Here is a 12,859-nt window from a genome sequence, read left to right as displayed (position 1 = left end):
CCCGCGTCGGAAGTCGATCACACCCTCTCCAGGCCGGAGCGCACCGCCGCCAGCGCCGCCGGCAGGGCCGCGGCGTCCGTGCCGCCGCCCTGGGCCACGTCGTCGCGGCCGCCACCGCCTCCGCCGAGGACGGATGCCGCGGACTTGGCCAGGACGCCGGCGCGGGCGCCGGCGTCGCGCGCGGCCTCGTTCGTCGCGACGATGACCACCGGCCGGCCGCCGGCCACGCCGGCCAGCGCGACCACGGCGGCGTCGGCGCCGAGCCGGTCCCGCACCTGCAGTGCCAGCGACCGGACGTCGTCGGCCGACGCGACCGCACCCACCGACTCGCCCACGACCCGGAACCGGCCCGTGGTCGATGCCTGCGCGGCCAGCTCGGGGACGCGGTCGGCCAGGGCGCGCGCCTCGAACGCAGCGATCTTCTTCTCTGCCGCCTTCAGCTTGCGCGCTGAGGTCGGCGATCCGAGCGGGCAGCTGGTCACGCGGCGTCTTCAGCGACGACGTCAGCTGTGCGACGAGGGCGCGCTCGGCCGCCAGCTCGCGGAACGCGTCCCGACCCACCAGCGCCTCGACACGGCGATTGGAGGCTCCGACCGAGGACTCGCCGACGAGACTGATCAGGCCCACCTCGGCGGACGACGCCACGTGGGTCCCCGCGCACAGCTCGCGCGACCACGGGCCGCCGATGTCGACCATGCGCACCGTGCTGCCGTACTTCTCGCCGAACAGCGCCATCGCGCCCAGTTCCTTGGCCTCGGCCAGCGGGAGCACTCGGGTGGTCACCTGCAGGTTCTCTCGCACGGCGTTGTTGGCGATCTCCTCGATCTCGCTCTTCGTGTCGGTCGACAGCGACGAGCCCCAGGAGAAGTCGAACCGCAGGTAGCCGGCCCGGTTGAGCGACCCGGCCTGCGTCGCGGTGCGACCCAGCGTGTCGCGGAGCGCGGCGTGCACGAGGTGGGTGGCGGAGTGCGCCTGCGCCGCCGCCCGGCGGTTCTCGGCATCCACCACGCTCGTCGCGGGCTGGTCGACTCCGACCTCGCCCTGCGTGACCTCGACGGTGTGACTGACCAGCCCGGGCACGGGACGCTGCACGTCGAGCACCTCGAGCTCGTAGCCGGGCCCCACGATCATGCCCTTGTCAGCCACCTGCCCGCCCGATTCGGCGTACAGCGCGGTCTCGGCGAGGATCACCTCGGCGAGCTGGCCCTGTGTGGCCCGATCGACCGGCAGGCCGTCGACGAGGATGCCGAGCACGCGGGACTCGGTCTCCAGCTCGGTGTAGCCGGTGAAGCCGGTCTCGCCGTGCGCACGGAACTCGCGGTACACGCTCTGGTCGGCCAGCGCCCGCTTGCGCGAGCGGGCGTCGGCCTTCGCCCGCGTCTTCTGCTCCTGCATCAGGGCGTCGAAGGCGGCGCGGTCCACCGTGAGGCCCGCTTCCTGGGCGACCTCGAGGGTCAGGTCGATCGGGAAGCCGTAGGTGTCGTGCAGCAGGAAGGCCTCGGGGCCGCTGATGGCCTCGGCGTGGGCCTTCTTCGTCTCGTCGATCGCCAGATCCAGGATCGTCGAGCCGGCCGCGAGCGTGCGCAGGAACGTCTCCTCCTCGGCGACGGCGTACTGCGACATCCGCTCCCAGTCGGTCTCCACGACCGGGTAGGCGGACTTCATCGCGTCACGGGATGCCGCGAACAGCACCGGGAAGGTCGGCTCGTCCACGCCCAGCAGGCGCATGGCGCGCACCGTGCGGCGCATCAAGCGCCGCAGGATGTATCCGCGGCCCTCGTTGGAGGGCGTGACGCCGTCCGAGAGGAGCATCAGCGAGGAGCGCACGTGGTCGGCGATCACGCGGAACCGGATGTCGTCGCCGTCGTCGGCTCCGTACCGGCGACCGGACAGCTCGACCGCGCGATCCAGCACCGGCCGGACCTGATCGATCTCGTACATGTTCTGCACGCCCTGCTTCATGAAGGCGACGCGCTCCAGCCCCATGCCGGTGTCGATGTTCTTGCGCGGCAGCGGGCCGACCACGTCGAACTCGGTCTTGGAGCGGACGTTGGTGATCCGCTCCTGCATGAACACCAGGTTCCAGATCTCGGTGAACCGGTCGTCGTCGACCGCCGGGCCGCCGTCCCGCCCGTACGCCGGGCCGCGGTCGAAGTAGATCTCCGAGCAGGGACCGCCCGGGCCGGGCTGGCCGGTGTGCCAGTAGTTGTCCTCTTTGCCCAGCCGCTGGATGCGCGAGGCGGGCAGCCCCGCCACCGACTGCCACAGCCGGGCCGCGTCGTCGTCGTCCTCGTAGACGGTCACCCACAGGTCGCGCTCTGCGAAGCCGAGACCGCCGTCCGCCTCGGACGAGGTGAGCAGCTCCCACGCGTAGCCGATCGCCTCTTCCTTGAAGTAGTCGCCGAACGACCAGTTGCCCAGCATCTGGAAGAACGTGCCGTGCCGGGCGGTGTGCCCGACCTCTTCGATGTCGAGCGTGCGGATGCACTTCTGCACGTCGGCGACGCGCGAGAACGGCGCGGGGACCAGACCACTCAGGTACGGGATAAACGGCACCATCCCGGCGATCGTGAACATGATCGACGGGTCGTCGCTGACCAGCGACGCGGACGGCACGATGACGTGGTCGTTCTTCTCGAAGTAGTCGAGGTAACGCTGGGCGATCTCAGCGGTCTTCATTGATGTCTTCCCAGAGGTCGGCGGGGAACGGGGCCGGAACGGTCCCCAGGGCCATGCGAGCGGGGCGGGGGGTCAGGCGTCCGGGCGGGACGCCTCGGCGGCGGCCTCAGCGGCGTCCTTGACCGCGGCGGTCGCGTCGACCGCGGCGTCTTTGACCGCCGCCGCCATGTCGGCGGCGGCATCCTTCGCCTCGCTGACCGCTGCGGTCAGCCGGGACTCCTGCTCGCGGTAGGCGTCGCCGATCCGGTCGGTGAACTCGGAGATGCGGGCGTCGACCTCGGCGAGCACCTCATGGCCGCGCGGGTCCTTGTTCACGTAGTGCGCCAGCACGAATCCGCCGGCGATGCCGAACAGGAACCACAGGAGCTTCTTCATGTCTTCCCTTCCATGCCGCGGCGGCGGCATCCCCATCGTAGGGGAAAAGCCAGGAGGGCGCCGGGATGTCCCGACGCCCTCCGTGCCCGGCCGCTGCGCGGCCGGGTGAGGCCGGATCAGCGGGCCGCGTAGTACTCGACCACGAGCTTGCACTTCGCACACCACGGGCACCTCGGCGCGCTTCGGGCGACGCACGAGGCGGGCCTGCAGCTTGTCGAGGTCGACCTCGAGGTAGGGCGGAACCGGGGCAGCACCTCGGCGTTGCCACCGGCGGCGGCCACCTGGAACGGCTCGGTGCCCTCGCTGCGCTGCTTGACGTGGATCAGCTGGCCGGGCTTGACCCGGAACGAGGGGCGGTCCACGAGCTGGCCGTCGACCATGATGTGACGGTGCACGACGAACTGGCGGGCCTGTGCCATGGTGCGGGCGAAGCCGGCGCGCACCACGAGCGCGTCCAGGCGCTGCTCGAGCTGCTCGACCAGGTTCTCACCGGTCAGGCCGTCCTTGCGGCGGGCCTCTTCGAACTGGATGCGCAGCTGCGCCTCGCGGATGCCGTACTGCTCGCGCAGACGCTGCTTCTCGCGCAGACGGACGGCGTAGTCGCTGTCCTGCTTGCGCTTGGTGCGACCGTGCTCGCCGGGGCCGTAGGGGCGCTTCTCGAGGTAGCGCGCGGCCTTCGGGGTCAGGGCGACGCCGAGGGCGCGGGACAGGCGGACCTTGCGGCGGTCCTGGGACTTCGTAGCCACGAAGTGTTCCTTCCGATGACGCGGCCGTGTCGTTCACGGCTCGCGGACGTATCGCCCGACTCCGCCCGCCAGGTGTGCACGCCGGGGCGCACGAGGCGATGTTCCAGGAGGAGGGGGATGCCCGAAAACTCGGTTTCGAGCCGCTCTAGCTTAGCAGACGGCGTCGGCCGGTCACTGCCCACCGAGGATGCGGCGGATCTTCTCCAGCCGCGCCTGCACATCACGCTCGGCGCCCAGCGCCTTCGGCTCGTAATAGCGGCGCCCGCGCAGTTCGTCGGGCAGGTACTGCTGCGCGGCGAGGCCGATCTCGCTGTCGTGCGGGTAGACGTACCCCTTGCCGTGGCCGAGGCGCTTGGCGCCGGGGTAGTGCGCATCGCGCAGGTGCACCGGCACGCGCCCGAACCCGCCGGCGCGCACATCCGCGATAGCGGCGTCGATCGCCAGGTAGGCGGCGTTGGACTTGGCCGTCGTGGCCAGGTACGCGGTGGCCTCGGCGAGCGGGATGCGGCCCTCCGGCATCCCGATGAAGGCCACCGCGTCGGCGGCGGCCACGGCGATCTGCAGCGCCTGCGGGTCGGCCAGGCCGATGTCCTCGGATGCGGAGATCACCAGTCGGCGGGCGATGAACCGGGGGTCCTCCCCCGCCTCGATCATCCGGGCGAGGTAGTGCATCGCGGCGTCCACGTCCGACCCGCGGATCGACTTGATGAACGCGCTGATCACGTCGTAGTGCTCGTCGCCCTGCCGGTCGTACCGCAGCAGGGCCTTGTCGACGGCCTGGGCGACGGCGTCGGTGGTGACCACGGCCGGGGCCTCGCCCTCGGCGGGGGTGGCCAGGGATGCCGCGGCCTCCAGCGCCGTGAGCGCACGCCGTGCGTCGCCGGACGAGAGCCGGATGAGCGCGGCGCGGGCGTCGGGATCGAGCGAGACCGCATCCCCCAGGCCGCGCGGGTCTGAGACCGCCCGGTCCACGAGCACCCCGAGATCCGCGTCGCTCAGCGGCTGGAGCGTCAGGCAGCAGCGACCGGGACAGCAGCGGTGAGATCACCGAGAACGACGGGTTCTCGGTGGTGGCCGCGATCAGCACCACCCAGCCGTTCTCCACCCCCGGCAGGAGGGCGTCCTGCTGCGCCTTGGTGAACCGGTGGATCTCGTCCAGGAACAGGATCGTGGACTGCCCGTACAGATCGCGCTGGTTCAGCGCCTCCTGCATCACCGTGCGGACGTCCTTCACCCCGGCGGTCACGGCCGACAGCTCGACGAACCGCCGCCCCGACGAGCGCGCGATCGCCTGGGCCAGTGTCGTCTTGCCGGTGCCGGGCGGCCCCCACAGGATCACGGACGCGGATGCTGTGGCCGCGGCATCCGGATCGGCCAGCGTGACCAGGGGCGAGCCGGGCGCAGGCAGATGGCGCTGCCCGGCGACCTCGTCCAGCGAGGTCGGCCGCATCCGCACCGCGAGCGGCGTCTGCCCGGTGAACAGGCCTGGAACGGTGGTCACCCACCCAGGCTATCCGCCGGGGACGACCCCCGTCTTTGTCTGCGGGGCGCCCGCGCCCGTAGGATCGAGCCTGCCCGGGCACGGCCGGGACCGGTGGGCGAAGGAGGCGGCGTGGCGTCGGCGAACAAGAAGGACGCGCGCACCCAGCGCGAGCGGGCGCGGGCATATCGGGCGCGACAGGAGTTGAACGCCCAGCAGGAACGCCGACGCGTGCGCGACAACGTCATCGGGGCCGTGGCCGGCACCGTGCTGCTCCTGGCGATCATCGGCGTGCAGTCCGCGTACTACCTCGCCGGACCCGGCATGCCCGCCCCCGCGACCACCCCGACGCCGACCGCGACCGTCAGTCCCGCTCCCTCGGCGAGCGTCCCGCCCTCGCCCAGCCCGACGCCGTCGGACTGACCCACCAGCGAACCGACCGGGCCCGCTCGTACTAGTCTTGGAAGCCGTCCATCCCCCCGCAGACGGCGCCAGCCGTGATGAGGTGCAACCCGTGACTGCCGACGCAGAGAACACTCCTGTCCGCCCGCCCGTTCCCGGGCCTCGACCCCCCGCCACCCGTGCCGTCCCGGCACCGCCGGTGGGCGCGCCGCCCGTGCCGACGGCGCCCGCCGCCGCCGCCCCTGCCGCCGGCAGCGCGGACGAGCCGTGGGGTCGGGTCGACGAGGCCGGAGTGGTGTCCGTCCGCGAGGGCGATCAGTGGCGCGTCGTGGGCGAATACCCGGACGGCACCCCAGCCGAGGCCCTGGCCTATTTCGAGCGGAAGTTCGCGGATCTGGCCGGCGAGGTCGTCCTGCTGGAGGCACGCCACCGCGGGGGCGGCGCATCCGCCGCCGATCTGCGCGCCACCGCGACCGCGGTCCGCGCCAAGACCGTGGATGCCGCGGCCGTGGGCGACCTGGAGGCGCTCCGACGCCGGCTGGACGCGCTGCTTCTCGATCTGGAGCAGGCCGCCGCCGTGGAGAACGCGGCCGCCCGCGAGGCGGTGGACGCCGCGATCGCCGAGCGCACGGCCCTGGTCGAGCGGGTGGAGCAGCTGGCCGCACGGGACCCGCAGACAGTGCAGTGGAAGCAGACGACCGCCGAGCTGAGCGACCTGTTCGAGCAGTGGCAGACCCAGCAGAAGGACGGCCCGCGCCTGCCGAAGTCGGCCGGCCAGCGCCTGTGGAAGCGGTTCCGGGCCGCACGCGCGACGATCGACAAGCAGCGTCGCGAGTTCTACTCCGAGCTGGACGAGGTGCACAAGTCGGCCCGTGCCTACAAGACGACGCTGATCGAACGCGCCGAGGCGCTCGCTCCGAAGGGCGAGGACGGGATCGGCGCCTACCGCGACCTGCTCGACTCGTGGAAGGCCGCCGGCCGGGCCGGCAAGAAGGCCGACGACGCGCTCTGGGCGCGGTTCAAGGCCGCCGGCGACGCGCTGTACGGCGCGCGCGCCGAGCGGGAGAGCGCCGAGGTCGAGGCATCCAAGGAGAAGATCGACGCCAAGCGCGCGCTGCCGAAGAGGCCGCGCCGATCGTGGACGAGCGCGACCTGACCAAGGCCCGCACCGCGCTCACCGGGATCCAGCGTCGCTGGGACGAGATCGGCCGCGTCTTCCCGCGCGACCGCGAGCGTGCGCTGGATGACGAGCTTGCGCAAGATCGAGCAGAGCGTGCGCACGCGCGAGGACGCGGACTGGAAGCGGAACAAGCCGGAGACGAAGGCCCGCGCCAATGACATGACCCGTCAGCTCACCGACGCCATCGCCAAGCTCGAGCAGGAGCTTGCCGATGCCGAGACCGCCGGCGACGCCCGTGCGATCGCCGCGGCGGCTGAGGCCCTCGAGGCCCGCAGGGCGTGGCTGCGCGCGGTCGGCGGCTGAGAGCGAGTTCTCCACAGATCCCGAGCCGGCGGTGCGCGCGGCCGCGCCGACGCGGCACACTGCCGGTATGGGTTCGCCGTACCTCTACTTCGTCGGTGAGCGGCTGTCGCAGGCCGAGCTGAGCGCGGCGTGCCTGGACGGGCACCTGGTCGAGCTCGGCGACGGATACATGCCCGCCGACGCCGTGGAGACGGTGGCGCTGCGGGCCGGCTCGCTGCCGCCCTGCTGGGTGACACCCTGGCCGCCGTGCATCTGAGCGCCGCGTGGGTCCACGGGGCGCTGGCGATGCCGCCCGGCCGGCATCGCGTGCAGCGCGCCGTGCCGCAGCGTCTGCATCACGTGATCGACCATCGGCTCCGCTACCACGATCGGCGGCTGCCGGCGGACGACCTCATGCGCACCGGCGGGGCGTGGGTGACCACCCCGACCCGGACCCTGGCCGATCTCGCCCGCGACCCGGACGCCGACGCGGTGCGCGCGGCGCGGGCGATGGTGCGGGCGGGGATCGCCGACCCGGATGCGGCGCTGGGGTGGCTCGCGGCGGCGGGACCGGTGCCGCACACGCGGCGCGCCCATGCGCTTGCGCCGGCTGACCGGTACCGGTCAGCCGGAGGTCACCCGGTAGACGTCGTAGACCGCGTCGATCCGGCGCACGGCGTTCAGCACGCGATCCAGGTGCACGGTGTCACCCATCTCGAACACGAACCGGCTGATCGCCAGCCGCACATCGCTGGTGGAGACCGTCGCCGACAGGATGTTCACGTGATGCTCGCTGAGCACGCGGGTGACGTCGCTGAGCAGCCCGGAGCGATCCAGCGCCTCGACCTGGATCTGCACCAGGAACACGCTCTTGGTGGTCGGCGCCCACTCGACGTCGATCAGACGCTCCGGAGAGGCCATCAGCGCCTTCACGTTCGTGCAGTCGGCCCGGTGCACCGAGACCCCGCTGCCCGTGTGACGAAGCCCACGATCTTGTCGCCGGGCACCGGCGTGCAGCACTTGGCGAGCTTGACCAGGATGTCCGGCGCGCCGCGCACGAGGATCCCGGAATCGCTGCCGCCCGCCTCGACCGCGGCTTGCCGCCGTGCGGGGGCAGGTCGATCGGACCGGTCACGGTCTCGTTCACGGTCACCAGCGCGGTGACCTTCTCGAGCACGGACTGCGTGGACACATGCCCTTCGCCCACGGCGGCGTACAGCGCCGAGACATCCTCGTAGCGCAAGCCTGCCGGGCGACCTCGGCGAACGAGTCCTGGCTCATCAGACGCTCGAGCGGCATGTTCTGCTTGCGCATCGCCCGGGCGATGGCCTCCTTGCCCTGCTCGATCGCCTCTTCGCGGCGCTCCTTGGTGAACCAGCCGCGGATCTTGCTGCGGGCCCGGGTGCTCTTCACGAAGCTGAGCCAGTCCTGGCTGGGTCCGGCGTCCGGGTTCTTCGAGGTGAACACCTCGACGACGTCGCCGGAGTGCAGCTCTCGACTCCAGAGGCACCAGGCGGCCGTTGACCTTCGCGCCCATGGTGCGGTGGCCGACCTCGGTGTGCACGGCATACGCGAAGTCGACCGGGGTGGCGCCGGCGGGAAGGCCGATCACCCGCCCCTTCGGCGTGAACACGTACACCTCCTTGGCGCCGATCTCGAACCGCAGCGACTCGAGGAACTCTCCGGGGTCGGCCGTCTCGGCCTGCCAGTCCGAGATGTGCGCGAGCCACGCCATGTCGGCGTCCACGGCACGCCCGTCGGATTTGCCGCTGTTGACCCGCTCCTTGTACTTCCAGTGCGCGGCGACGCCGTACTCAGCCTGCTGGTGCATCTCGTGCGTGCGGATCTGGATCTCCACCGTCCGTCCGCCGGGTCCGATCACCGTGGTGTGCAGCGACTGGTACAGGTTGAACTTCGGGGTGGCGATGTAGTCCTTGAAGCGGCCCGGCAGCGGGTCCAGCGTGCGTGGATCGCGCCCAGCACGGCGTAGCAGTCGCGTACCGTGTTCACGAGCACGCGGATGCCGATGAGGTCGTAGATGTCGTCGAACTCGCGACCGCGGATGACCATCTTCTGGTACACCGAGTACAGCCTCGGGCCGTCCGGCCAGCTGGCCGCGGATCTTCAGCTCGCGCAGATCGGTCTCCACGTCATGGATGACGCTCTGCACGTACTGCTCGCGCTGGGGGTGCGCTGCTGACCAGGCTGTCGATCTCGGCGTAGAGCTTGGGCTGGAGCACCGGCGAAGGACAAGTCCTCCAGCTCGGCCTTGATCGCCTGGATGCCGAGTCGATGCGCGAGCGGCGCGTAGATCTCGAGGGTCTCGGTCGCCTTCTTCTTCGCCTTCTCCGGCGGCACGAAGCCCCAGGTGCGGGCGTTGTGCAGACGGTCGGCGAGTTTGATCAGCAGCACCCGGATGTCGCGGGACATGGCCACGATCATCTTGCGGACGGTCTCGGACTGGGCGCTCTCGCCGTACTTCACCTTGTCGAGCTTGGTGACCCCGTCCACGAGCATGGCGACCTCGTCGCCGAACTCCATCGTCAGCCGGTCCAGACCGTAGTCGGTGTCCTCGACCGTGTCGTGCAGCAGAGCGGCCGCGACCGCGCGCGGCCCCAGTCCGAGGTCGGCGAGGATCTGGGCCACCGCCAGCGGGTGGGTGATGTACGGCTCGCCGCTCTGCCGCTTCTGCCCGGTGTGCGCGGACTCCGCCGTCGAGTACGCGCGCTCGATGATCGACAGATCACCCTTGGGGTGGTGGGTGCGGACGGTGCGAATCAGCTGTTCCACGTCGTCGCGCCGCTGGCTGCGGGAGAAGATCCGCGGCACGAGGCGGCGCAATGACGAACTCTGCCCCGCGGGGACGGCTTCGGCCACGTGTCACCCCCTCCGCATCGCTTCGACAATCCTACGCCGAGGCCCCCGGAGCGGACGCCGGACGACCGGCTCAGGCGGCGACGGCCGCCTGGGCGCGCGCCTTGCGCACCTTGGCATCGTGCGCCTTCAGCGCGGGCTCGTTCTCGCGGAACAGCGAGTACAGCGGCGAGGCCACGAACAGCGTGGAGTACGCGGCCACGATGATCCCCACGAAGATCGACAGCGAGATGTCGCTGAGCGTCTGCGCGCCCAGCCAGAACGCGCCGATGAACAGGATCGCCCCGACAGGCAGGATCGCCACCACCGTGGTGTTGATCGATCGCACCAGCGTCTGGTTCACCGCGAGGTTGACCGATTCCGAGAACGTGCGATTCGCGTGTTCGCCGTCCTCGTGCGTATTCTCCCGGATCTTGTCGAAGACCACCGTGGTGTCATACAGCGCGTACGCCAGGATCGTGAGGAAGCCGATCACCGCCGCCGGCGAGATCTCGAACCCGGCGAGGGCGTAGATGCCGATCGTGATGACCAGCACGTCGACCAGGCCGATGATCGCGGCCGCCGACATCTTCCACGTGCGGAAGTACAGCGCCAGGATCAGGAACGTGAGGGCGAGGAAGATCGCCAGGCCCCACAGGGACTGCCGGGTGACGTCGGCGCCCCAGCTGGGGCCGATGAACGAGGTCGTGACCTCGTTGACGTCCACCTGGTATGCCGCTGCGAGGGCGTCGCGCACCTGCTGCGTCTGGGCCGGGCTCATCTGGTCGGTCTGGACCCGCACACCGTCGGAACCGACGGTGGTCACCTTGGTGGTGGCGTCCGGGACGACCGAGGTGACCGCGGCGGTGGCGGTCTCCTGATCCGGCTGGGATACACCGCTGACGGTGAACTGCGACCCGCCGGTGAACTCGATCGAGAACTGCACCGGACGGAACAGCGGCACCAGGACGGCGCCGAGCACCAGCAGCGCGGCGATGATGAACCACACGCGACGGCGTGCGACGAACGGGAAGGAGACCTTGCCCGAATAGAGGTTGTTGCCGAACCGGCTCATGGCGCCCATCAGCGATCAGCCCCCTTCTTCGACGAGTCGGTACTGCTCCCGGAGGTGCTGCCCGGATCTGGCCTGCCGCCTCGGCGGCGGCCTTGCGCTCGGCGATGGTCTGGCGCCGCTCGGCTTCGCCGCGGGAGCGACCGGTGCGCCGGGCCGCCGAGCCCTTGGTCTCGACCGCGGGGGCGAGGAACTGCGCCCGCCCGCGGTACACCGCGCCCAGTGCGGCGGGGTCCATCCCCGACAGCCGGTGTCCCTCGCCGAAGAAGCGGGTGCGGGCCACCAGCTGCATCACCGGGTGCGTGAACAGGATGAAGATCAGGATGTCGATGGCCGTGGTCAGGCCGAGCGTGAACGCGAAGCCCTTCACCGTGGCATCGGCCAGGATGTACAGCACGACCGCGGCCAGGATGTTGACGGCCTTGGCGATGTAGATCGTCCGCTTGGCGCGCCCCCAGCCGTCCTCGACGGCGCCCGTGATCGATTTGCCGTCGCGCAGCTCGTCGCGTATTCGCTCGAAATACACGATGAACGAGTCGGCGGTGAATCCGATGGTCACGATCAGACCGGCCACACCTGCCAGCGACAGGCGGAATCCCATCCGCCACGCGAGGATGCACAGCATGAACCAGGTGATCACCGCCATCACGGCCAGCGAGGCGATGATCACGAAGCCCAGCGCCCGGTAGCTGATCAGGGAGTACACCGCGACGAGCGCGAGACCGATGAGTCCGGCGATCAGGCCGATCTGCAGCTTGCCGAGCCGAGGGTCGCCGAGATGGTGTCGGAGCTGACGACCGTGAAGCTCAGCGGCAGCGCGCCGTACTTGAGCTGATCGGCCAGCACCTTCGCCGTCTGCTCGGTGAACGATCCGGAGATCGATGGACTGCCGTCGGTGATCACGGCGTTCATCTGCGGCGCCGAGATCACCTTGCCGTCCAGGACGAACGCGAACTGATCGCGCGGCGCCTGGTTCTCCGCCTTCAGCGCGTACAGCCGCTGGCTGACCTCGGCGAACGTCTTGGTGCCGGTCGCGTCGAACTTCAGCTTGCACCTCCCACTGGCCGCTCTGCGAGCTCATGCCGTAAGAGGCGGTCGTGATCGACGAGCCGTCCAGCTCGACCGGACCGAGGATGTACTTCGCCGTCCCGTCGGTGTCGCACGTGATCAGCGGCTCGTCCTTCGGGGCGTCGGCCGGGTCGTTGCTCTTGTCGTTGCAGTCGTAGGCGAGGAACTGGGCCTGGAGCTTCGGCGTGATCCAGCTGGGGTCGCTGCCGTTGCTCGGCGACGCGGTGGGGGTGGCCTGGAGCGTGGGCGCGGGCGTGGGGTACGGGGTCTGCTTGCCGTCCTCGCCGACGAACGACGTCGACGGTGCACCGGTGTAGAGCACGGCGCGCAGCCGATCTGCGCCGAGGCCTCGATGCGCGCCCGGGTCTCATCGTCGGCCGGGCCGGGGATCTGGACGACGATCTGGTTGCCGGCCTGCGTGGTGATGTCGGACTCGCCGACACCCGAGGCATCCACCCGCTGGCGGATGATCGTCGAGGCCTGCTTCATCTGATCGGCGGTCGGCGCGGTGCCGTCGGGCGTCTTGGCCTGCAGAATCATCTGCGTGCCGCCCTGCAGGTCCAGCGCGAGCTCGGGCACCCACGACGCCTGCTTGAAGACGTAGACGCCGAGGGCGTTGATGCCGGCGAGCACGCCGATGACGATGACGAGTCCCAGCAGCGCACGCCAGGCATGCCGAACGGGAGATGAGGAGGCCACAGAGGGTCAGCTTTCTTGCAGAG

The 12,859-nt window shown here is 70.6% G+C and carries 5 protein-coding genes and 6 pseudogenes; 4 read left to right on the top strand and 7 right to left on the bottom strand.

The window, feature by feature from the left end; all coding sequences use genetic code 11:
• Positions 1-17: 17 nt before the first annotated feature.
• From alaS to L2X98_RS00260, 4 genes and pseudogenes are all read right to left on the bottom strand, one after another.
• Positions 18-2,679 (bottom strand): annotated as a pseudogene (alaS, locus tag L2X98_RS00275) (alanine--tRNA ligase).
• Between the two features lie 72 nt (positions 2,680-2,751).
• Positions 2,752-3,054: an ATPase gene (locus L2X98_RS00270; protein WP_259611981.1), complete on the bottom strand. Its 303-nt coding sequence runs from the start codon at positions 3,052-3,054 to the stop codon at positions 2,752-2,754.
• A gap of 116 nt (positions 3,055-3,170) precedes the next feature.
• Complete coding sequence (gene rpsD / locus L2X98_RS00265; protein ID WP_259611980.1) at positions 3,171-3,800, bottom strand: 30S ribosomal protein S4; 630 nt, start codon at positions 3,798-3,800, stop codon at positions 3,171-3,173.
• A gap of 171 nt (positions 3,801-3,971) precedes the next feature.
• Positions 3,972-5,250: pseudogene (locus tag L2X98_RS00260) on the bottom strand (replication-associated recombination protein A).
• A 162-nt stretch (positions 5,251-5,412) separates the two neighbouring features.
• On the opposite strand from L2X98_RS00260, the gene L2X98_RS00255 reads away from it, so the two are divergent.
• The 4 genes and pseudogenes from L2X98_RS00255 to L2X98_RS22585 form a co-directional block, all read left to right on the top strand.
• On the top strand, positions 5,413-5,703 hold the full coding sequence (locus L2X98_RS00255) for a dioxygenase (protein ID WP_259611979.1): 291 nt from the start codon (positions 5,413-5,415) through the stop codon (positions 5,701-5,703).
• Between the two features lie 271 nt (positions 5,704-5,974).
• A pseudogene (locus L2X98_RS00250) lies at positions 5,975-7,165 on the top strand (DUF349 domain-containing protein).
• Positions 7,166-7,232: 67 nt separating this feature from the next.
• On the top strand, positions 7,233-7,421 hold the full coding sequence (locus L2X98_RS00245) for a hypothetical protein (protein ID WP_259611978.1): 189 nt from the start codon (positions 7,233-7,235) through the stop codon (positions 7,419-7,421).
• Positions 7,422-7,450: 29 nt separating this feature from the next.
• Positions 7,451-7,570: pseudogene (locus L2X98_RS22585) on the top strand (hypothetical protein); the annotation flags it as partial.
• A 198-nt stretch (positions 7,571-7,768) separates the two neighbouring features.
• On the opposite strand, the pseudogene L2X98_RS00240 reads toward L2X98_RS22585, so the two are convergent.
• The 3 genes and pseudogenes from L2X98_RS00240 to secD all read right to left on the bottom strand — a co-directional run.
• Positions 7,769-10,021, bottom strand: a pseudogene (locus L2X98_RS00240) (RelA/SpoT family protein).
• Positions 10,022-10,091: 70 nt separating this feature from the next.
• The gene (gene secF / locus L2X98_RS00235) at positions 10,092-11,081 is read right to left on the bottom strand and encodes a protein translocase subunit SecF (protein ID WP_259611977.1); all 990 of its coding nucleotides are present in this window, start codon (positions 11,079-11,081) and stop codon (positions 10,092-10,094) included.
• Between the two features lie 61 nt (positions 11,082-11,142).
• A pseudogene (secD, locus tag L2X98_RS00230) lies at positions 11,143-12,836 on the bottom strand (protein translocase subunit SecD); the annotation flags it as partial.
• Positions 12,837-12,859 lie beyond the last annotated feature (23 nt).

It is taken from the genome of Microbacterium elymi (assembly GCF_021582895.2).
Taxonomy (GTDB): Bacteria; Actinomycetota; Actinomycetes; order Actinomycetales; family Microbacteriaceae; genus Microbacterium; species Microbacterium humicola.
The sequence above is the reverse complement of the archived record's forward strand: the minus strand, read 5'-3'. Positions and strand labels throughout refer to the sequence as shown.

Excerpts from the sequence above, each read along its gene's own strand:
- L2X98_RS00270 (WP_259611981.1), bottom strand. The coding sequence starts at position 3,054 with ATGAAGAAGCTCCTGTGGTTCCTGTTCGGCATCGCCGGCGGATTCGTG.
- L2X98_RS00245 (WP_259611978.1), top strand. The coding sequence starts at position 7,233 with ATGGGTTCGCCGTACCTCTACTTCGTCGGTGAGCGGCTGTCGCAGGCC.
- secF (WP_259611977.1), bottom strand. The coding sequence starts at position 11,081 with ATGGGCGCCATGAGCCGGTTCGGCAACAACCTCTATTCGGGCAAGGTC.